The following is a 20,910-nucleotide window of genomic DNA, read 5'->3' as shown; positions in this document are numbered from 1 at the left end:
CTTTTTAAAATGAAGCAAACATACTTTCCATTGTCAAAGTAATATATATGATCTATTTCCCCATAGCAATAAAAAAGGAGAAGCAGCCGGGAACTGCTTCTCCTTCTTTTTTATTTTACTTGAAGCTCAGCTATCATATCTTCCAACCGTTCTTTCTGAGCCTGAAGCTCTTCTACTGATGGTTGATAAGAGAGCTGTTGACTGCCGCCAAATGAATTCTTTGGCTGAACAAGGCGCTGCAATTGCCCGCCATTTTGCTCATAAAGACGGTATCCTACAGCTCCCACAACAGTTCCTGATACAAAACCCATTAGAAAATCACGGTTAATCATATGTTTATTCCCCCATTAATTTTTTATATATGAATTCATACAAAGAGTATGAATAAATATCTAACTTACGGTATACAACGGTCTTGTTTGCTTTTTCTGTTTTTCATGAAGAAGTTCAAGAACATTTACAATCCACGTAATCATGGCAACATAAAGCATGTTAGACGGACCTAGTGATAGCAGAGTGATGATTCCTGTTAAAATATCAGGGTGTCTAATCTTATTGCTTGTGCCATGTGATAAAACGGTATACCCTGTTGCTGCAACTGCCCCATACACAAGAGCATCAGGCTTATAAAAAGAAGATTTACGAATCCCTGCAAGCAGGAGCAATCCTCCTGAGAAAAGAGTGCGAAGCCAGTCATTTCGCATAGCAGGATCCATTTGAATCATAATATCGTCAAGTGGATCTAATCTTGTTTGTTGAAAGAAAACAGAGATATAGCGTAATAAGGTACTGCGAGATAGATAAGCAACTTCGTAATGAATAAGCATTGTTTGAATAGAAGGCTCAATCCTAACTGACGACACCCCTTTTAAGGAACAAAACATATGCTCAATTTCCTTGTAGTTTGTTTTATCTCGCAACGAGGGAATTTGCAGTCTCATTCTTCCTGGAATATCATGCAGCACGTAAAACTTTGCATTCATTCCACTCTCCTCCAATCCATAGAATGCGCGCACTGTTCATCACTACGCCAATTGTAGCTGCATTATGAATAGCTGCCCCTATAATTGGCGAAAAGATGCCACAGGCACCAAGCACAATAGCAAGCCCATTGATAAGGAACGTTGCTGCGAAGTTTTGTTTAATAATCCTCATTGTTCTTTTGGAAAGTCCAATGAGCTCTGATAACATTTCAGGATTATCTGAAGTAATGACAATATCACTTGCTTCTGAAGCAATATCCGTTCGTTTTGCTCCCATTGTTACTCCTACATTCGCATAGGCAAGAGCAGGCGCATCATTGATTCCATCTCCGACCATCATGACAGCTCCCCGCTTGCCATACCGCTCTACATAGCTTGCCTTCTCTTCTGGTAAGGCTTCTGCATGATACCAATTTAGCCTTAGTCTTTTAGCCATTTCTTTTGCTACATGACGTTTATCTCCTGTAAGCATAATAATGTCATCAATACCGTGCTCTCGAATGCTGTGAATGGCTCTATGCATACCTGCGCGAATCTTATCAAAGATGCTTACTACTCCAATAAGTGCTTGGTCATAGGCAACGTAAATCACGTTTTCGTCACTTTCTATATTCTTAAAGAATCCTTCTCCTTTTATCTTTAGTTCATTCATAAAGCGTAGACTTCCAACAACAACGCGTTTACCGTTCAAAACAGTGCTAATGCCTTTCCCTACCACTGTCTGTACTTCAGCTCCTTCATCACGTGAAGGAATTCTAATATTCCAGCGTTTTGCTTGATTCATAATGGCATCTGCAATTGGGTGTGAAGAACTTTTTTCTACCGCTGCAGCAAAGGTAATTACGTCTTCCTTGCTATAGCCATCACACGGTAAAACATGCTGAACAAGTGGTGCCCCTTCTGTAATTGTGCCTGTTTTATCAAGAATCAACGTACTGATGTTTGCCATCTCTTCAATATGATGACTTCCTTTTACAATAGCTCCCTCTCTTGCTGCTCTGCCAATTGCCGCATACAAAGCAGTAGCAGTAGAAAGCTTAATGCCACATATAAAATCAATAACAAGCATGTTCATTGCCCTATTTATACTTTTGGTAAGGAGAAAGGTTATAAAGGAGAGCGCAAATGACAGAGGTACCATTTTCTCAGCTAGCGCATCTGCCATATTTTGAATAGGAGCCTTCGTTTCTTGTGCCTTTTCAAGTAATTTCACAATTTTTGAGAGGGCTGTTTCACTCCCAACTTTGTCAACTTTCATAGCAAGATGACCATTTTGCAGGATGCTCCCAGCATAAACGATCTCTTTTTTACTTTTTTCTTTTGGCATATATTCTCCTGTAATAGAAGACTCATCAACAGTTCCATATCCTCTCATAACTGTTCCATCTACCGGAATTTTCTCTCCCGTAAAAACAAGTACCGTATCTCCTTTTTTAATTTCTTCTAAGGGTACTTTTACTTCTTCTCCCTTTTCGTTTACTCTCCATGCATAAGAAGTATCTAGCTCTAAAAGAGAATGAATGTATTCTTTTGTTTGCTCTGACGTATGGTCAGTTAACATCTCACTTATCGTAGACATCATTGTAATAACAAGAGCTGAGCCTGGATTTCTGATATATAGGGAAGCTAATATAGAAGCAGCTGTTAATGTATTTGCGTTTCCTTTTCGTTTCCGTACAATGTGTGAGATTCCATCTCTTATCACATCGAAAGATGTCGCAACAGCTGTTACCACTGCACCAAAGTGAAAGAGTTTCTTCCACAGTAAAGTAAAAGGAGACCTTTGCACATAAAAATTGGCTGTAAACATTGCAAGGCAGCCTGCAACAGGGACAAGCTCTTTCCATAATGTTTTTTTCTCTTGTTCTTCCTTCTTTAAGAAAGAAACAATAAAATGTTTTAATTGTGGAGCCGACATCTTTTGTTGATGATATACTAGCAAACTCCCTGTTGTTGATGTATAAAGAGCTGAAATCACACCTGGCAATGTTCGCACAAAAGTCTCAATTTTACAGGCATTCACTTTAGTTAATAGATATAAACGAGTTCGTCCAGGTAACTCATGTGCAACATGAACGATGTTCATCCATTTTATTCCCCCTTCCGTTTAATAATGCTGTATGACCAATAAAGTAAACTAGCTGAAAAAGCAGGTGCACTACTAAATGACTGCACGCCTTTCCCAAGCAAAAATAGGACAAATAAACTATCAAAATCAGCAAGACCATTTGTTTGTTTCTTAATACCTCTATCAACAAACCCAAGCGTATTTTTCATTCCATTCATTAATTGTGATTCCTTCTGTAGAATGGCCTCTGAAGCAATATTAACAATTGTAGTTATAATCTCATCAAGCTCTTCTTGACTAATATGGGATACAACAAATTGAAGGAGAAGACTTCCTGTAATTTCAGAAGCTTTTGCGGTCAAAATAAGAGGATGCTGTTTAACTTGAGCATTTAACATATCTGCTACAACTTTATGTTTCCAACTGCTGCATTGCAGGCGCAAGCGTCCAGGCAATGCATGAACAACTTTTACTTTTTGATCTCGAAACTGTCCCATTATTTTAGGTGCCAGGAACGAAGCTCCAAGCCCAACGAGAGTAGGTATCACTATTCATCGCTCCTTAGATGTAGAATCTCTGTTTATATAAAGCGTCCATTATATCAAACCATGACTGAAGTTCCTTCATATCCCCAACATGTGAAGCATCGTATGTAATAAGCAAACTGCCGGTTCCTTTTGTAAATTGAGCATCATAAACTAACACTTGCTCTTTTAATTCACAAACTAGTATATGAATTAGATCATCATCTTCCTTCCATAGAGAAGATTTAAGTCGGAGTCGTCCTGGAACAAAGTGCACAAGCTGAATGTTATACTTTCTAAGCCTCTTTTCAACATGACTTAGCATCACTTTTTCTGTTATCTTTCCAATCATAAAGCTCCCTCCTTTTTAAAAGCCAATATGTTACAGGCTTGTAAATAGCACACCTTGATTATTTACAGACCTATCATTTTCTTCACATGTACTTAATAATTCTCCTAATATATGCAAATACCTTCCAAACTAGAAGGTAATTTTTCTCAATTAAACAAGTATCTTTTTTCTTTCTCAGTTCATGAAAAAATGCTCATAACAAAATGTTATGAGCACCTTTTATACCTAAAGACAATCGCATGGTAAAGAAAAATGTATGAAAGGACATCCAACTTATACCTTATATTGTCTATTTTTTCTTTTAATATTTTCTCATGTTTTACATTACTTCCAGCATACTATGAATAAGGAATTTTTTTACGCGACTAATTGATAATGGATTGAGAAAGTGGACAAATTAGCACAATTTTATAGAAAGCGTTTTTATAAGCTATATAAGCGCTTTTTTCGCCCTTTTTTCAAACTCCTTTTCTTGACAATACTTGAATATAACATTAATATACCCGAGTAGTCTATAAAATTTTTTCAGCAAAAAACAGGGCTGTTTTTTTAGCTATTAGAACAATACAAGCACTATTTTTAGGTTACTTACTATTATAAAAAGGAGCGAGGAAATATGATAGCAAGGGAAGAAAATCTCGTTACAACAGAACAACGAACTTCTTGGACGATCCTAAAGCAGACAGTGAAAACTGGAATTATTAAATCAAATTTAATTACAATGCTTGCTGGACTTACATTAGCTCTCTCTACGTACAATCTCACGTTAATTGATAAGTTACCAGAGCTTTTGTTTGCTTTGATAGGATCCATCTTTGTTATGGGTGCTGCGGGGGCTTTAAACAACCTCTATGACCGCGATATTGACTCTTTAATGAAACGTACTCAAGATAGACCAACTGTAACAGGTGAAATTAAGACAGGCACAGTATTATGGCTCGGCATTTCTTTAGCTGTACTTGGATTAATAGCTTTAGCGTTAGCAACACCAATGGCTGCTCTTTTCGGCTTTCTTGGACTGTTTTTCTATCTTGTACCTTATACAATGTGGAGCAAGCGCAGAACAATTTACAACACAGAGATCGGTAGTATTTCAGGTGCAACTCCTCCATTAATTGGTTGGGCTGCAATTAGTCAGGACGTAACAAATCCAGCCATTATTGGACTTTTTGTGATTACACTTATTTGGCAAATGCCTCACTTCTATGCGATTGCGATACGTAAGCATGATGATTATAAAGCAGCAAATGTTCCAATGCTTCCAGTTGTAAAAGGATTCAAAAGAACATATGTGCAAACAAACGTATATCTTGTTGTCCTTATAGCAACAAGCTTTCTCTTCCTGCCATTAAGCTTAGGGCTTACAATTGTCTCTCTCATTTTAGGACTTTTATGGCTAGGACTAAGCTTGTTTGGTTATAAGAAAATGAACGGAGAAAAATGGGCAACATCAATGTTTATTTTCTCTCTTGTTCATATGACATTGTTATTCTCAACAGTTATTGTTTACTCATTAATTGGAATGTTTGTCTAATACATCTTCCTACCTTTAGATATGTTTTCTAACAAGTAAGCTCCTCCTTATCTTCCTAGGAAGATAAGGAGGAGCTTACTTGTTTTTTCATATACAGGAACTTCCATATCGTGTAAAAACAGAGCGCCCAGACCCACTTTTTGTGAAACAGCTTCAAGAAGTTTTAGGGAGATTCCATTGCCCTTCAGTATTTGTTTCAAGGTTGGAGTATACGAAGAAATGGAAAATATAAAGATTTACGACCAAATACTGTGTAAATAAAAAAGCGTGGAAAACATTGTTGTTTTCCACGCTTTTTTACTTTCCTATTATGTCTAATGCAACTTCTTCCCCAACATTAATGACCGAGTAATCGGTTTGAAACTTGTTTATTGTTACTGAGTATGATGAATTTCCTTTTTGAACAAGAAGTGCTTCGCCTTTGACAATAGAATAGCCATGCTCTTCTAAGAGAGTAAAGAAAGGAGTAAGATTATCTCCTTCTACAAGAAATTCTGTATCGTTATTAATATTTTTCATAGCACTAATTTCCTTTCCCTTTAACTCTAGTTCATACAGGGAATAAAGAGCTTCAAGCGGCCTTTTATTGCCAAAAACCTCATTCCAGTTGAACCAAACTAGAAGAGTAAACACAGGGATAAGGATGATAAGTAATGTTGTTGCTAAAATGCTTAGCTTAGCTATTCTTTTCACTTATATTCTCCTTTAACATTTCTTTGAATTCTATAATATTGTCTACTTTAATAGCTACTCTTTTATAGTTTTTTTTCATTCCTAAAAATAATGTTGCTTGAACTGGCACAGCCAACTCTAACACAAGGTTTGGATAAACTTTTTCAAAATCATTCGCAATAAATTCAATGGTGTCTTTGGTCACTTTCTTCTCTAACTGTTCTCTTTCTTCTATTACACGAACAATAGTGTGAAGAGGAACCTTCATTCTTCTCATAAGACCAAGTGAAAGGTAGATGTTATCTTTTCCAATGTGTACAGGGTTAAATCTTATAGCTTGCAAATCACCTATAAAAAAGACGAGGGAGTAAATATTTAAAAGCAGAAGAATAACAGAGAGCATAACGGACTTTTCATGAAGCCACCAATGAATACCAAGGGTCTCAATTACAATTGCGTGAATCATCATAATTCGAAAAGGAATCAAACTGGACTTTCTATAGATCGTAAATTGATTTTCTGTATATGTGGGTGTTTTTCTCCAAAAGAAGAAGGCATAATAAAACATAAGCAATTCAGAGAAAAGGATGTGAACAATTGGATTTCTTCCTCCACTTCTCTTTATTTCATAATCAAAGGAAGCAAGAAATGGAAGTACATGTTTAGACGCTGATGAGAAAATTCTAGGGGTGTTTTTTAAAAGTTTTGCAATCAAAAAGAATTCAAAGAGAATCAAAAGAATTTCTATTCCTAAACCTATTTCAGTTACTCGCCCGAAGGAACCTAAGTACTGAACTGGAATCAGGAGACGGGCTACAATTAATCCTAGTGGAATAACAATTAAAAGATGTTTAATATGTCTTTTCTTGATTAAGAAGAAAACTAACAATGGAGCGATAATGGTGAGATCAATTAGAGAGCCAAGAACTGCTCCATTAATATTATGCTGTAACACAGACAAACCGAATTGTGACTGATATAACAAAAGATTTGATGTGATAACAAGCAGTAATAAGCTAAGTAAAGCTTTACGCCTCAATGGCGATTGAATAACCATAAAGCATGCCTCTTTTCTACATGTAAAGTTAGGGGATTAACGGTTTCTTACTACTATGCCATACGTCATTTGAACAGCAATAAGGATAATGGTCATTAAGACGATAGAAAAAATTTGTGAGTGCCCTGAGACAGCGGTATAAAACACAGAAGCCATAATGCACATATACAAAAAAGGAATAAGTAGTTGATATACCTTATGCAACCCTTCCAATACAACAAATTTCTCTCCATCATCTAACACATCCAACATGTCTTCAGAAGTACTTGGGGGCTCACGATCAGGATATACTTTTCTTCCGCTCGAAAAAGCTAAGTTAGCTACAACAAAACTTCCAATAAGTAAGAAAAATGCGTTTAAAGCTAACCACGGATCTGAATCTCTAAACCATATAAATCCTAATCCAAAAGCAAGAACAGATAAAGATATGGAAACATTAGAGCACACTATCATATCAGAGAAAACACGATATTTCTTCACTTCTCTTTCATCCTCTTGCTCTTCATTTAGTGAAACTACAGGTAAGTTCTTCATTTTTATAAACTGAAAAATAACCACACCAATAAGAACTAGATTTAGTGCTAGAAGGGTATACATTACATTTTCTTCAGAGCTCCATAGCCTTTCTACAATATGTTCGTTATCCGTAAAGTATAGAACAAAAAAAGCAACAAGCCCAATAGGAAAAATGCTAGATGCAATCATACTGATTCCTTTCACAACTCATCCTCCTCAAATATAAAAATATTTTCAATTGGCTCTCTAAAAAGACGAGATAATCGAACGGCAATAAGCAAAGACGGCATATATTCTTCACGTTCAATAAGACTTACAGTTTGGCGTGAAATTTTAGCTCTCTTTGCAAGCTCCGTTTGATTCCACCCTTCTCGTGCCCGAAGTTCCTTTAAACGACTTTTCAATTGTATCTTCCTCCTCAAACTCAATATATAACATATTTTTCCTTTTGACAAGTATAATAGTCAAAATTATAAATATCATAGTCAAAATTCATAATAAAAAATCCTGTATAAAACTTTATACAGGATTGACTATGGTATTAATTTTTCCAATATCCCTGAACTCTTCTTTATTTTCAATCACATGTGTTAGCTCATGACACTTTATAATTTTTCCATTAATTAGTGTAAAGATAGCAATAACTTCTACCTTTCCTTTTTCACCCGTTTTCTTCTCTACGTTAACGTCGTATCTTAATGTTGCAGCTTCTTCTTCTTCATCATATAAAAAGTGATAAAAAGGTGATTGAGAAAGAGATTTCACAATGCTTTTTAACGTAAGTAAGTGGTTTAAAAACTCATTTAAGTTGGACTGTAATCCATCTGTTACTTGGATATAATCTGGTGAGAAATACTGGGAAACTTTATTAACATTTAAATCTAACAAGACGTCTTTATACATGTTCGACAAAAACGTATATACTTCATTTTTATTCATTTTCTATTCTCCTCACTAATTGTTTCTGTCCACCTTTTTAAGAACTTTGTAATCACAGTAAGCTCTTCTTTATTGAATTCCTCAAACAAATCATAATATCTTTGTTTTGCTTTCATATGTAGCTCTTCATGTAAAAGAGCTAGCTTTTTTCCTTCATCTGTTAAATAATAATAAACAGATTTCCGATCGCCTTCTTTATGCTCTCGAATAATCATCTTTTTATCTAGTAACGGTTTTACTGCTTTTGTGACTGCAGGCTTTGTAATATGAAGATTTTTAGAAAGAAAGGTGTTGTTTGCTTCTGTTGGATAAGATGAAATAAGTGCTAAAATATGAAGCTGAGTGAGTGTCCATTTTCCTTTTAATTCATCTATTCCAGTTGAAGACTTCGCTGCTTTTTCTTTCTGGATAATAAATTGTTCAATGGCTTTTAATGATTCTTGTTTTTCTGTAGAATTCATTTTTCTCCCCCTAAAATAATTAACTGGTTAATAATTTTAGTTTACTGGTTAACTTTAATGAAGTCAATTTTAATATGAAAAACCAACTCCTTATTTGGGGATTGGCCGTTTGTCTCATATTACTTATAATTATATTATTGTTATTTCTTCTAATAAAAAAAGACGCCTACTGTAAAAGTAGACGTCTTTTCTCTCTAATTATGAAGTAAATGCAGACAAAAATCTAAGTCCTTTTGCAAGTGACTCCTCATCAGTTCTGCTGCTTTATCCATTTCTCGATTCCTAATTGCTTGATAAATCTCTTCATGTTCCTCAATAAGGAACGGTCTGTCATAAGAAACAACCGTTCGGCGGAAAAGATAGATGATAGACTGCATCCGATCAATTGTATCAATTATGACCTCATTTCCACTTTTTTGAACGATAATTTGATGGAAACGTTCATTTGCTTCCATAATTTCTTCATATGAACCGTTCTTTCCTGTTTCGACGCATCGAAGCAAAGCATCTAGGTCTTCTTGTGAGGCATATGTTGCTGCATTTTTAGCTGCATGACTCTCTAGGAGCATGCGTACCTGAAAAATATCGCGTAAGTTCTTTTCCGTCGGTTTTAGAACTTTTTTCTTCACAATAAGCCCTTCATATTCTAATCTTCTAATGGATTCTCGAATGGGGGTACGGCTAAATCCTAAATCATTAGCCAGTTTTTCTTCGGTGATCTTTGTACCGCTCGCTAATTCACCACTCAATATCTTATCTCGAATAAGTTCATATGATTGATGATTTGCTTTCTTCTTTTCATTCATCAATGTTAATCCACCTTTTGTTTATAAGAAATTCCCTTCACTCATGGAATGGCTAGTTTCCTTAATCATACCAAAAATAAAGTAAAAGACAATCATATCCCTTCCTTCAACACCAAAAAAGAATACGAAATAAAAATAAATGTATACATTTTTAATAAAATTGTATACGAAAACAAAGTTTTATGATTAAATAATTATTGAAAACGGATACAACAAAATGAACTAAGTTCGGAGGTTGTTAAAATGAAAAAGCAAATTGGGTTTATCGGTTTAGGCATCATGGGAAAACCGATGGCACTTAACTTATTAAAAGCAGGACAAACGGTTATTGCCTACGATATAAATAAAGAAGCAGTCCAAGAAGTTGTTAGCTTAGGCGGAGTAGACGCTACATCTCTTGAGGAAGTGGCAAAACAAAGTGATGTAATTATTACAATGCTTCCAAGTGCCAAACACGTTAAGGAAGTTGTACTCGGGGAAGCGGGACTTATTCATTATGCAAAAGCAGGAACAATTGTGATTGATATGAGCTCTCTATCTCCCGTAGACAGTCTTGAAATTGCGACAGCTCTTGAGCAGAAAGAGATGGCTATGCTTGATGCACCTGTTAGCGGTGGAGAACCAAAAGCAATTGATGGAACACTTTCTATCATGATCGGTGGAAAGCCAGAGCATTTTGAAAGCGTTAAACCTATTTTTGATGCACTAGGTGAAAATACAATCCTAGTTGGAGACAATGGAAGCGGTGCTACAGCAAAGCTTGCAAATCAGGTTATCGTAAACTTGAACATTGCTGCTATGTCTGAAGCACTTGTGCTAGCTACAAAAGCAGGAATTGACGTTAGAAAAATGTATGAAGCTATTCGCGGCGGTCTTGCAGGAAGTGCTGTTCTTGATGCTAAAGTTCCGCTTATTTTAGAACGAAATTTCGTACCAGGTGGACGAATTGATATCAACATGAAAGACATTACAAATGTAATGGATACTGCTCATAGTATTGGTGTCCCCCTCCCACTTACAAGTCAGCTTCTTGAGATTTTCCATGCCTTAAAAGTAGATGGAAAATCAAGAGATGATCATGGGGGCATTGTTCAATATTATGAAAAGCTAGCAAATGTAGAAGTTGGAGGGAAGAACGTTGAAAGTACAAAACTCTAAACAATTAAGAGAAGTAAAATCTACTTTGAACAATATTCCATCTCTTGAAACATCCAAAGTACAAGAATGGCTTCAAGACGAGCTTTCTACATTAAACAAGAAAATCATTGTCCTTGATGATGACCCAACAGGTGTTCAAACAGTAAACAATATTTCTGTCTACACAGATTGGTCAGTAGAAAGCATTAAAAAAGGTTTTTTAGAAAAAAACAGCATGTTTTTTATCCTTACAAATTCACGAGCTTTTTCCGCTTCTAAAACAGAAGAGGAACATCAAAAGATTGCTGAACATATCGCAACAGTTGCGCAGGAATTAAATAAGGAGTTCATCATTATAAGCCGTGGTGATTCAACCCTTCGTGGTCATTACCCACTTGAAACTGAAATATTAAAAGAAACAGTTGAAAACAAAACAAACCTGACGTTTGATGGTGAAGTTATTTTCCCTTTCTTTAAGGAAGGCGGCCGCTACACTATCGACAATATTCACTATGTTCAAGATGGAGAAACTCTTGTACCTGCTGGTGAAACTGAATTTGCTAAAGACCGCACATTTGGCTATAAAAGCTCTCATCTAGGAGAGTGGATTGAAGAAAAAACGGAGGGCAGATTTATGGCAGAAAACGCAACATATTTAACATTAGAACATATTCGAGCATTGGACATTGACTATCTTACAGAACAGCTCCTCGAAGTAAAAGACTTCAATAAAGTTATTGTAAATGCTGTAGATTATGTTGATGTAATGGTCGTAACAATTGCCCTTATTAAAGCTATGAAAAACAGCAAAAATTATATGTTCCGCACTGCTGCTGCCATTACAAAAATTATTGGTGGTGTAGCTGACCGTGGTTTACTGACGAAAAGTGAACTTGTTGAATCATCTGAACATGGTGGCCTTATTTTAATCGGTTCTCATGTACAAAAAACAACTCAGCAACTTGAGCAGTTAAAACAATGTGAGTTCATCGACTTCATCCAATTTGATACACATCTTGTCTTACATCCTGAAGAATTTGAAAAAGAACGAGACCGTGTTTTACATCAATGTGAACAGCTCATTGCTGATGGAAAGACAGTAGCTGTTTATACACGAAGAGAACGACTTGATCTTGGAGAGAACAAAAAAGAAGAGGAGCTTGAGCTTTCTGTTAAAATTTCAGAAGCTGTCACAAGCATTGTCAAACTCTTGAAAGTGAAGCCTCGATTTATCATTGCTAAAGGTGGAATAACGTCTAGTGACATTGGAGTTAATGGTCTTTCTGTACAGCGTGCTACTGTTGCAGGTCAAATTAAACCAGGTATCCCTGTTTGGTTAACAGGTGAAGAAAGTAAATTCCCACACATGGCTTATATTATCTTCCCTGGAAATGTTGGAGAAGTTTCTACATTAAGGGAAGTTGTCGAAATGCTTTCATAATGATAAAAGGCGTCTATTAGGCTGCTAGTTTAATTGATGCCATATCTTACAACTTAGGAGGTACAACATGCCTATTGTTATCATCTGTATTGGAGTAGCTTTACTTCTACTTCTTATCACAGTTTTCAGATTAAATGCGTTTATCTCCCTTATCATTGTTTCCATTCTGGTTGGAATCATGGAGGGAATGGCTCCTCTTGAAGCACTAGAATCTGTAAAAGATGGATTAGGGGCAACGCTTGGGGATTTAGCCCTTGTGCTCGGCTTTGGAACAATGCTTGGGAAGTTAATGGCTGATTCTGGTGGGGCTCAGTGTATTGCAGATACGTTGATCGCTAAGTTTGGGGAAAATAGAGTTCAGCTTGCGACCGTTATTACTGCATTTGTTGTTGGTATCGCTTTATTTTATGAAACCGGATTCATCGTGCTCATTCCACTTGTTTTTACAGTTGCTATTAGCGCTGGATTACCTGTTTTATATATTGGGATGCCAGTTGTAGCTGCTCTCATTACGGTGCACGGATTTGTTCCTCCACACCCAGGACCGACAGCTATTGCAGTCATTTTCCACGCAAACATTGGCAAAATGTTGCTCGTTGGCATTCTGACAGCCATTCCTGCTGTGTTAATTGGTGGCGTTTTATATACAAAAATGTTCAAAAAGGAAAATCTACACTGTAATATTCCAAAAGAGCTTTTCAATCCCAAAAAGCTTACTGATAAAGAAATGCCTGGATTTGGAGTTAGCGTTTTCACCTCTCTAATCCCTGTTATTTTAATGTTTATCCATGCATTTGTTGAGATCTTTTTCCCAAAATCTCCTTTATTACACTATGTCGGTTTTATCGGAGATCCAGCTATTGCTTTATTAATTGCTGTTCTTCTTGGAATCTTTACCTTTGGACTTCATAAAGGGAAAACAATGGACTCTGTCATGAAAACGGTAACAGAATCTATCACATCCATTGCCATGATTCTGCTTATTATCGGTGGAGGTGGAGCCTTTAAACAAATTTTAATTGATAGTAAAGTTGATCAATATATTGCTCATCTTATGGAAGGAACGAACCTTTCTCCTCTCCTGCTTACATGGTTAATCGCAGCCATTCTTCGTGTTTCTCTTGGTTCCGCGACGGTAGCAGGCCTAACTGCAGCAGGAATTGCGGCTCCACTTGTAAATGTTTCAGGAGTTAGCCCTGAACTTATGGCATTAGCTGCTGGAGCCGGTAGCATTACTTTTTCACATGTAAATGATGCAGGCTTTTGGATTTATAAAGAGTACTTTAACTTATCCATTGGACAAACGATTAAAACATGGTCTGTTATGGTTACGATCATTTCACTCGTTGGATTAGGGTGTGTGCTCCTGCTAAATATATTTATGTAACTTCATAATAAAAAGGCAGCTATCAAGCTGCCTTTTTATTTTATCCAATAAACCAGACTCCTCCTGCTCCTAATATAAGGAGCAGACCAAATAGAAAGGCCACTGACCTAAAAACCATCTGGTAGCTTCTTGATTTAAAGACTTTTTTACAACACCAGAGGAGAGCAACGGATGGTAAAGTTAAAAGAGTTAATGCTCCCCCCTCCCATAATAGAGTATTGAAAAACTTATCATCAAATCGTTTGGAAAGAGCATCCGAAAAAGCTGGGTAACTTAAAGCAAGCAGTAAAAGGCAAATGACTAATTTTACAAACATCAACAAATCTTTCTCTTCTCAATTAACGTTCTATTTGTGAATCAAAAGACACTTCCGCTGCTTCTTTTGGCGTGCGAAAGGCGATGAAAAACCACATAAAGTTAACCATAAAAGATAAGATACATGTTGCAATAATTTCAATTAAATACGGAAAAGGAGAAGTTCCTAAGCTCATCACAAGTACAGAGGCAATAACGACAATATGAATTAGGATTCCAATGCTACAGAGAATAGCCATAACAATGGTCATTCCTTTAATATTTATGATATATAACAAAAGAGGAACAAGATATAAAGCAAGAATCATACCAATAGCTGACCACATTCCTGCTGTTCCGAATTCATTAGCATGCTCTCCAGTATCAGATAAAGGTGACAGTGAAGTAAAAACGATGAGGAGACAATACAAAACGGCAGAAAGGATTGTTGTAATAATAACTCCATTTTTTGAAGACTTTTCGATCATTAAAAGCTTCTCCTTTTCTATTATTAATTTTAAATATCGACTTATTTTCTTCTTACTATTACTTACGAATGAAAGGCAAAGTTGTTTCAATAAATATCCTTTTTATCCAAACAACTGTAAATAAGTTGAATTTTTAAAAGAAGATAGAAAAAGAGCTGTCTTTTTACAAAAAGACAGCTTAACTTACGACAGTGCTACAATGACCTGCAACAACTTGAAGTGACCCATTTTGCTCTTTCCAAATTCTTGAATAACTCATCTCGTGATTGATTTCTTCCTCTCCTACTGTTACTTGAAGGAATGCTTTGGTAGAGGTAACAGCGACATCTCCTAAAAGCTTGATCACTTGCTCTCCAATCTCAATATTTGAGAATTTTAGGATTTTAGAACGGTGAGCAGTCAGGTCATCTTATTTTGTTAAAAATTGTCTAAAATGATTTACAAATACTAATTCGTCAGCAAGAAGAGCCTCAAGACTTCCTACATCCCCTTCAACCATAGCTACTCGTAGTTTTCTTCATACTGCCCAGCTCTAGCCTTGTTCATTATTTCTTTCGTCATAAACATACTATAGGGATCTTCTGTATACTGTGCAAAAGGAGCACAGTAACGAAACCCAAAGTTTTCATAAAGCTTTCTGGCTGGAGTAAAGGCCTCCATTGCTCCTGTTTCCAAACTGACTCTACTATAGCCTCTTTTACTTGCTTCCGCTAGAATATGCTGAAGCATTCTCTTTCCTGCACCTTTTCTTCGATGAACAGCTGCTGTTCGCATTGATTTAATCTCTCCATGAGTCTCATCAAGCTCTTTTAATGCTCCACACCCAAGCAACTCCCCATTTTCCCAGATGCTCCAGAATGTAATATCGTTTGTTTTTAATTTCGCGACATCTAAAGCATGGATACTTTCGGGTGGAGAATGCTCTGTCATATTGTTCAGATGTTCTGAAATAAGCTCTTTGACCCTAACATCTTCTAAATCATCTTTCTTGATATCCAATTCCTCACTCCTTACCGCACAGAAGGACTCGTTAAAAGTAGATTATATAACTCATCAAGCTTTGCGATTTCGTATGTTGGAACAATTCCTTTATTATGTTTTCCATCCCGATTAAACCAACATGTATCAATCCCGGCTGCAAGCCCGCCTTTAATATCTGCACTCAGTGAATCACCAATAATTAACGTCTGCGCTAAATTATGTCCTTGTATTCTTTTAAATACATAGTTAAAGTATTCTTTCATTGGCTTCTGAAATCCTGTATCTTCAGAAACAAAAATATCTTTAAAAAATGGATAAAGCTTCGAGTCCTTGAGCCGTTTATACTGGGTTGAAGAAATGCCATTCGTAACAACGTACAAATCGTAGTAATTGGAGAGTTTTTCAATTAAAGAAAAAGCTCCATCAATCAGGTCGTGTCCTTGTTCTAAATAACTTTTGTAACTCTCTTGTAGACGTGCTCCATCAGCTTCTTTTCCGTACTCCTTTAACAAAAGTGAGAACCTTGTGTTGACAACTTCATCACGTGCTAATTCTCCGCTCTCATATGCTTGCCAAAGGCGGTCATTAATCTCCTTATAGCGAACTTTTACGTCTTCTGTTAAAGGAAAGCCTTGTTCTTTGAAAAGAAGAGATAGCGCCTGTTTTTCAGCTGCTTTAAAGTCTAACAGTGTTTCATCTACATCAAATAAAAGTGTTTTATATGCCTTCATGTTCCCATCTCCAGTTTGTTTATTATGTACTCTCTTATTAGAACAGAAGATAAAAGTTTTGAAAACTATAATACCCCTCCCTTTAGAAAAGAGGGGTATTATAGTTTCTTATTAATATGGAAAATAAGCTGGAATAGGTGTATTTAACATCGGAATTGGGGTTTTAAGTAAATCCCTATACCCAATATGATCATTCTCTTTTAATTCATTTACTTTTAATAAATCTTCTCTTAAGATGCCACTCGATGAACTTCTCTCAATTTTAAAGGCTGACTATTTAAATGTGGATTATGTTGAGAGAAGGCCTGTAAAAAAACAGACTAGACGCTTTTGTCTAGTCTGTTTTTCCCTTATTCAAATCCCTTTGTTAATGTGTCTGGATGTGATCCAGCACGACTGTCTTGGTTTAAGCGATCAATCTTCTCTACTTCCTCTTGAGAAAGCTCAAAATCAAAAACATCAGCGTTCTCAATAATTCGATGCTCTTTTGTGGACTTTGGAATAGTAATAACTCCATGTTGAAGATCCCAGCGCAAAATAACTTGTGCAACAGACTTGTTGTACTTCTCTGCAATTTCTTTTAATAAAGGCTCATCAAGAAGCTGTCCCTGTTTTAAAGGTGACCATGCTTCAAGGGCAATTCCTTGTTCTTTACAAAAAGATAGAAGCTCTTTTTGAGTCAAATGTGGATGAAATTCAACTTGATTAACCATTGGTTTCACTTCTGCTTCACTCATTAAATCTTCTAAATGGTGAACTTGAAAGTTACTTACACCAATAGCGCGAATTTTTCCGTCTTTATAAAGTTTCTCAAAAGCTTTCCATGTGTCTTTATATTTATCTTTTCCAGGCCAGTGAATCAAATAAAGATCAAGATAATCAAGACCAAGTTTTTTCATACTTGTCTCAAAAGCTTTTAATGTCTTCTCATACCCTTGCTCACTGTTCCAGAGCTTTGTTGTTATAAAAAGATCTTCACGAGGAATTCCAGATTCCTTAATGGCTTTTCCGACTCCTTCTTCGTTTCCATAGATAGCTGCTGTATCAATGCTAATATATCCATTCTTTAGCGCCGCTTTTACAGATTCTACAACTTCTTCTCCTTCTTCTACTTTGAAAACTCCAAGTCCCATCCACGGCATTTTCACACCGTTATGTAGTGTTGTTGTGTCTTTTAAGCTATTTGGCATCTTTTATTCCTCCTAGATTTTTATATTTTTCTTTACCCCAAATTCTTACAAGTTAACATATTCCACACTTCTGAATCTCCTCACCTCCTATAATAAAATTTACAAAGTTATTTCCATACTTTATCATAAAGGAAAGAATAGCTTGAAACATCATAAGACTAGAACTAGCAAGTACAATACCAACTATAAAAGAGGTAGAATACAATGCCAAATGTTCAATCCGTTGAACGAGCTCTGACTATTTTAAATAAACTTTCTGAATATCCAGAAGGAATTCAAATCACTCGCCTAGCTGAACAAGTGGGATTAACTAAAAGTACGCTTCACCGCCTTCTGGCAACCTTATCTAACTTGAACTACGTTGTGAAAGATGAAGAAACAGATAAGTATAAGCTTGGACTTCAAGTACTCTTTCTTTCTCGAAATTTACTGAACGATTCAAGCATTGTGAACGTTGCAAGACCTTATCTAAGAAAACTCGGTCAGGAAGTAAATGAGACCATTCATTTATGTATAGAAGATAACGGAGAAGTTCTTTATATTGATAAAATTGAAAGCAATCAGGCTGTGCAAATGTATTCTCGTATTGGCAGTAGAGCACCTGTTTACTGCACAGGTGTTGGAAAAGTACTCTTATCTGATATGAATGAAGAGCGCATAAATGAGATTCTTGCTCATACTGAATTCATCCCCAAAACGCCTACAACTATCACTTCAAAAGAAGCTTTGCTAGCTGAAATTAAACAAGTGAACAAGCAAGGTTATGCGTTAGACAATGCTGAAAATGAAGCTGTTATAAGATGTATTGCAGCTCCCATCTATGATCATACAGGACATATTGTTGCAAGCTTCAGCATCTCAGGCCCAAGCAATAGAGTGACAGAGGAAGCTATCCAAAGCAACCTTATTGATAAAGTGAAACAATATACAAAGGACATTTCAAAAAGTTTAGGTTATCAAGGCACTTATAAATAAAAAGGCATTCTCAAAAGGCGAGAATGCCTTTTTATCTAGGAAGCTATGACTGAGCTAGCGAATCTTTCATTACTTTATCAAGCTCTCCCCTATAAGGAAGCCCTTCATTATCTCCCGACGACATAACAGCAAGCGCTCCTGTTACGGTTCCTCGCTTTATAGCTTCATCTAAAGGTTGCTCTTCTAACAAAGCACTTACAACTCCTACAGCAAAAGCATCTCCTGCTCCTACTGTATCTACCACTTCTTTAACAGGAAAACCATCTATATAAAAAGATTTACCTTGAGAACTTGTAAAAGCTCCCTTCGGTCCAAGCTTAATAACAACTGTTTGTACTCCTTCCTGGTGATAGAAGTTAGCAATATCTTGTTCATTTTCTTTTCCTGTCAAAATTCTTCCTTCCTCAATTCCCGGGAAGATAATATCAGCCTGAAAAGCAAGCTCGTTAATGATTTTAATCATTTCATCCTGACTGTCCCAAAGACCATAACGCAAATTTGTGTCATATGAAATTTGAACTCCTTTTGCCTTAGCTGATTTAATAAGCTCAAAAACCATCTCTCGACATCCTAAAGATAAAGCAGGAGGAATCCCTGTTAAATGAAGATGATCAAAACTTGCTAAGTCTAAATTTTTAAGAGTATCAGTATCCATATGAGAAGCAGCAGAATTTTTTCGAGCTGAGAAAACATCAGGATCGCCACTTTTTACTTTCTGCTTCCACTGCATGCCTGTTGAATACTGTTGTTCATATTGAATAAGTGATGTATTAATTCCATTATGTTTAAGAAACTTCTCGATATATGTTCCAAATGGATCTTTCCCTAGCTTCGTAATATATGTCACACTGTGATCTAAACGAGCCATCCCAATTGAGAAGTTTACTTCAGCACCTGCTACATGCCGACTAAAATACTCAACATCTTCTAGTGGCCCTTCCTTCTCTGCAACAAATAAAGCCATTGGCTCTCCTACTGTTAAGATTCTACTCATCTTCATTAAAACCTCCCTTTAACTGAAAGACCTAATATTGCTTATAGAGCGCTTGTATTGTTTGTTTGCTCTCCAACAGATGCTCCTTTTTTCTTATTCATATATTTCGCCCAATATGCGGTGATAATAGGAACTAGAATGGATGTAACAATAACGGAAGCGGCAACAAGAGCTGTAGCAGATTGAGCTACGGGCATAAATTCTGGTTTAATACTTGCGATAATCATCGGATTTGCAACAGCTGCTCCTGCCGTACTTGATGCCGCAACTCCTGCTGTACCGTTTCCTCCTCCGATAAACTTGTCTGCCAGCATGAGTGGAACTCCTGTCACAACAATAACAAGCAGTCCCATCACAATCCCAAGAAGTCCTGTTTCTACAATTACGCCAAGATCTATCGTATTTCCTAGGGCAAAACCGAAGAATGGAATCATTGTATGTGTCGCTTTACTAAAAAAGGTTCGAAAATCATTGTCTATATTTCCAAGCACAAAACCAATTAAGAAAGGTAAAACAGCTCCAACAAACGTCTGTGGTTCAAATGCAGCCAGTCCTGTTGTACCAAGAATAAGCATTGTAACAAGAGGACCTGACTCAAGCGACATTAATACAAATGCACCTGCTTCTTCTTTCGTCCCGTATTGTTGCATAATTGATGCATAAAGCCCCCCGTTTGTCATATCCATCATCGAAACTAAAGCAAGCACGGAAAGCCCTGTAAAGAAGCCTGATTGAACTCCTCCATCTGGAATAAGCAAAGCGGCAATCACCGCTACAACCCAAGCAACAGCAATTTTTGTGAGAACGAGTGTACCAGATTTTCTAAGAACTATCCCTGTAGCCTTTATATTGATTCCCGCTCCCATGCAGAAGAACCAAACAGCTAAGATTGGAACAGTACCTGTCATTAATCCATTTGTAAAGGACCCAAAATATTCACCAGATTTCGGTGCAAATGTGTGGATAACAGCTCCAAGAAAAAGCGGCACAAGCATAAGACCACCAGGAATCTTTTCAATCGTCTTCATCATTTTCATCATCATTTACCTCACTCTTCTTTTTAATAGGGGTAAACATTAGGAAATTAAGATTTTAGACGTGATGCTTTTCTAGGGAGAATGTTCGTATAAGGTTTCTTTTAGATAAATGACGGTTTCTACAACTTCGGATGAACGAATCTTTAATTTCCTTGTTATAACAACATATGATTATGATTGCCCGTAACAAATGTAGGGTCATCACTCTTTTCTACTAGCAAAACATCTATTAAGGCTCTATCATTTTTCTCCTCTCCTTACTTCTAGTGATTTCTTGAATATAGAAGTGAATTGCAAGATACATTTTATAAAGCGCTTTCAAAAAAATAATATCCAAACACAA

25 protein-coding genes and 1 pseudogene are annotated in these 20,910 nt (G+C 36.4%); 6 read left to right on the top strand and 20 right to left on the bottom strand.

Translation table 11 applies throughout. The features are described 5' to 3' along the window. Nucleotides 1-110: 110 nt before the first annotated feature. From BM012_RS21145 to BM012_RS21125, 5 genes are read right to left on the bottom strand one after another with little or no spacing between them, the layout of a single operon-like run. Nucleotides 111-332 carry a hypothetical protein gene (locus BM012_RS21145; RefSeq protein ID WP_061802712.1) on the bottom strand — a complete coding sequence of 74 codons (222 nt, stop codon included), beginning with the start codon at nucleotides 330-332 and terminating at the stop codon, nucleotides 111-113. Between the two features lie 60 nt (nucleotides 333-392). Next, complete coding sequence (locus BM012_RS21140) at nucleotides 393-983, bottom strand: HMA2 domain-containing protein (RefSeq protein WP_061802711.1); 591 nt, start codon at nucleotides 981-983, stop codon at nucleotides 393-395. Further along, on the bottom strand, nucleotides 955-3,069 hold the full coding sequence (locus BM012_RS21135) for a heavy metal translocating P-type ATPase (RefSeq protein ID WP_061802710.1): 2,115 nt from the start codon (nucleotides 3,067-3,069) through the stop codon (nucleotides 955-957). The genes BM012_RS21140 and BM012_RS21135 overlap by 29 nt, the downstream gene beginning before the upstream one ends. A gap of 5 nt (nucleotides 3,070-3,074) precedes the next feature. Continuing rightward, complete coding sequence (locus BM012_RS21130; RefSeq protein ID WP_061802709.1) at nucleotides 3,075-3,599, bottom strand: HMA2 domain-containing protein; 525 nt, start codon at nucleotides 3,597-3,599, stop codon at nucleotides 3,075-3,077. A 13-nt stretch (nucleotides 3,600-3,612) separates the two neighbouring features. After that, complete coding sequence (locus BM012_RS21125) at nucleotides 3,613-3,927, bottom strand: HMA2 domain-containing protein (RefSeq protein ID WP_061802708.1); 315 nt, start codon at nucleotides 3,925-3,927, stop codon at nucleotides 3,613-3,615. A 616-nt stretch (nucleotides 3,928-4,543) separates the two neighbouring features. Here BM012_RS21125 and cyoE point away from each other — a divergent pair. Together cyoE and BM012_RS25965 are read left to right on the top strand one after the other, a co-directional pair. Then, nucleotides 4,544-5,461 (top strand): heme o synthase, encoded by a 918-nt coding sequence (gene cyoE / locus BM012_RS21120; RefSeq protein WP_113715249.1) that lies wholly within the window; start codon nucleotides 4,544-4,546, stop codon nucleotides 5,459-5,461. Nucleotides 5,462-5,540: 79 nt separating this feature from the next. After that, nucleotides 5,541-5,712, top strand: a pseudogene (locus BM012_RS25965) (manganese catalase family protein); the annotation flags it as partial. 46 nt (nucleotides 5,713-5,758) lie between these two features. Here the strand turns inward: BM012_RS25965 and BM012_RS21115 are convergent. The 7 genes from BM012_RS21115 to BM012_RS21085 form a co-directional block, all read right to left on the bottom strand. Beyond that, nucleotides 5,759-6,154, bottom strand: coding sequence for a hypothetical protein (locus tag BM012_RS21115; RefSeq protein WP_061802707.1), 396 nt, complete (start codon nucleotides 6,152-6,154; stop codon nucleotides 5,759-5,761). Continuing rightward, nucleotides 6,138-7,190, bottom strand: coding sequence for a hypothetical protein (locus BM012_RS21110; protein ID WP_061802706.1), 1,053 nt, complete (start codon nucleotides 7,188-7,190; stop codon nucleotides 6,138-6,140). The genes BM012_RS21115 and BM012_RS21110 overlap by 17 nt, the downstream gene beginning before the upstream one ends. Before the next feature lie 36 nt (nucleotides 7,191-7,226). After that, nucleotides 7,227-7,910: a DUF3169 family protein gene (locus BM012_RS21105; RefSeq protein WP_061802705.1), complete on the bottom strand. Its 684-nt coding sequence runs from the start codon at nucleotides 7,908-7,910 to the stop codon at nucleotides 7,227-7,229. Then, nucleotides 7,907-8,110, bottom strand: coding sequence for a helix-turn-helix transcriptional regulator (locus BM012_RS21100; protein ID WP_061802704.1), 204 nt, complete (start codon nucleotides 8,108-8,110; stop codon nucleotides 7,907-7,909). The genes BM012_RS21105 and BM012_RS21100 overlap by 4 nt, the downstream gene beginning before the upstream one ends. A 115-nt stretch (nucleotides 8,111-8,225) precedes the next feature. After that, entirely contained in the window at nucleotides 8,226-8,645 is a 420-nt protein-coding gene (locus BM012_RS21095; RefSeq protein ID WP_061802703.1) for a hypothetical protein, read from the bottom strand. Then, complete coding sequence (locus BM012_RS21090; RefSeq protein WP_061802702.1) at nucleotides 8,642-9,106, bottom strand: MarR family transcriptional regulator; 465 nt, start codon at nucleotides 9,104-9,106, stop codon at nucleotides 8,642-8,644. The genes BM012_RS21095 and BM012_RS21090 overlap by 4 nt, the downstream gene beginning before the upstream one ends. A 194-nt stretch (nucleotides 9,107-9,300) precedes the next feature. Further along, nucleotides 9,301-9,912, bottom strand: a complete 612-nt coding sequence (locus tag BM012_RS21085) for a GntR family transcriptional regulator (RefSeq protein WP_061802701.1) — start codon at nucleotides 9,910-9,912, stop codon at nucleotides 9,301-9,303. A gap of 243 nt (nucleotides 9,913-10,155) precedes the next feature. On the opposite strand from BM012_RS21085, the gene garR reads away from it, so the two are divergent. The 3 genes from garR to BM012_RS21070 all read left to right on the top strand — a co-directional run bounded on the left by garR (nucleotide 10,156) and on the right by BM012_RS21070 (nucleotide 13,877). After that, nucleotides 10,156-11,070 (top strand): 2-hydroxy-3-oxopropionate reductase, encoded by a 915-nt coding sequence (garR, locus tag BM012_RS21080; RefSeq protein WP_061802700.1) that lies wholly within the window; start codon nucleotides 10,156-10,158, stop codon nucleotides 11,068-11,070. Then, nucleotides 11,051-12,490, top strand: coding sequence for a four-carbon acid sugar kinase family protein (locus BM012_RS21075; RefSeq protein ID WP_061802699.1), 1,440 nt, complete (start codon nucleotides 11,051-11,053; stop codon nucleotides 12,488-12,490). Before garR ends, BM012_RS21075 begins: the two co-directional genes overlap by 20 nt. A 67-nt stretch (nucleotides 12,491-12,557) precedes the next feature. After that, nucleotides 12,558-13,877: a gluconate:H+ symporter gene (locus BM012_RS21070; protein WP_061802698.1), complete on the top strand. Its 1,320-nt coding sequence runs from the start codon at nucleotides 12,558-12,560 to the stop codon at nucleotides 13,875-13,877. Between the two features lie 40 nt (nucleotides 13,878-13,917). Here the strand turns inward: BM012_RS21070 and BM012_RS21065 are convergent, their stop codons facing one another. The 6 genes from BM012_RS21065 to BM012_RS21040 all read right to left on the bottom strand — a co-directional run bounded on the left by BM012_RS21065 (nucleotide 13,918) and on the right by BM012_RS21040 (nucleotide 17,561). After that, complete coding sequence (locus BM012_RS21065) at nucleotides 13,918-14,193, bottom strand: hypothetical protein (RefSeq protein ID WP_061802697.1); 276 nt, start codon at nucleotides 14,191-14,193, stop codon at nucleotides 13,918-13,920. Nucleotides 14,194-14,215: 22 nt separating this feature from the next. After that, on the bottom strand, nucleotides 14,216-14,659 hold the full coding sequence (locus BM012_RS21060) for a DUF5391 domain-containing protein (RefSeq protein WP_061802696.1): 444 nt from the start codon (nucleotides 14,657-14,659) through the stop codon (nucleotides 14,216-14,218). A 178-nt stretch (nucleotides 14,660-14,837) separates the two neighbouring features. Beyond that, nucleotides 14,838-15,062, bottom strand: coding sequence for a nuclear transport factor 2 family protein (locus tag BM012_RS26185; RefSeq protein ID WP_113715260.1), 225 nt, complete (start codon nucleotides 15,060-15,062; stop codon nucleotides 14,838-14,840). Nucleotides 15,063-15,160: 98 nt separating this feature from the next. After that, nucleotides 15,161-15,658, bottom strand: a complete 498-nt coding sequence (locus tag BM012_RS21050; RefSeq protein WP_061802695.1) for a GNAT family N-acetyltransferase — start codon at nucleotides 15,656-15,658, stop codon at nucleotides 15,161-15,163. 11 nt (nucleotides 15,659-15,669) lie between these two features. Beyond that, nucleotides 15,670-16,371 (bottom strand): YjjG family noncanonical pyrimidine nucleotidase, encoded by a 702-nt coding sequence (locus BM012_RS21045; protein ID WP_061802694.1) that lies wholly within the window; start codon nucleotides 16,369-16,371, stop codon nucleotides 15,670-15,672. 350 nt (nucleotides 16,372-16,721) lie between these two features. Beyond that, nucleotides 16,722-17,561 (bottom strand): aldo/keto reductase, encoded by an 840-nt coding sequence (locus tag BM012_RS21040; protein WP_061802693.1) that lies wholly within the window; start codon nucleotides 17,559-17,561, stop codon nucleotides 16,722-16,724. A gap of 204 nt (nucleotides 17,562-17,765) precedes the next feature. Here BM012_RS21040 and BM012_RS21035 point away from each other — a divergent pair, with 204 nt between their 5' ends. Next, nucleotides 17,766-18,536: an IclR family transcriptional regulator gene (locus BM012_RS21035; RefSeq protein WP_061802692.1), complete on the top strand. Its 771-nt coding sequence runs from the start codon at nucleotides 17,766-17,768 to the stop codon at nucleotides 18,534-18,536. A 43-nt stretch (nucleotides 18,537-18,579) separates the two neighbouring features. Here BM012_RS21035 and BM012_RS21030 read toward each other — a convergent pair whose 3' ends face one another. Continuing rightward, nucleotides 18,580-19,530, bottom strand: a complete 951-nt coding sequence (locus BM012_RS21030; RefSeq protein ID WP_061802755.1) for a sugar kinase — start codon at nucleotides 19,528-19,530, stop codon at nucleotides 18,580-18,582. A 41-nt stretch (nucleotides 19,531-19,571) separates the two neighbouring features. Continuing rightward, a complete protein-coding gene (gene kdgT, locus BM012_RS21025) occupies nucleotides 19,572-20,567 on the bottom strand; it encodes a 2-keto-3-deoxygluconate transporter (protein ID WP_061802754.1) in 996 nt (331 codons plus the stop codon). Between the last annotated feature and the right edge of the window lie 343 nt (nucleotides 20,568-20,910).

It is taken from the genome of Priestia endophytica DSM 13796, assembly GCF_900115845.1.
GTDB classification, from domain to species: Bacteria; Bacillota; Bacilli; order Bacillales; family Bacillaceae_H; genus Bacillus_I; species Bacillus_I endophytica.
The sequence above is the reverse complement of the archived record's forward strand: the minus strand, read 5'-3'. Positions and strand labels throughout refer to the sequence as shown.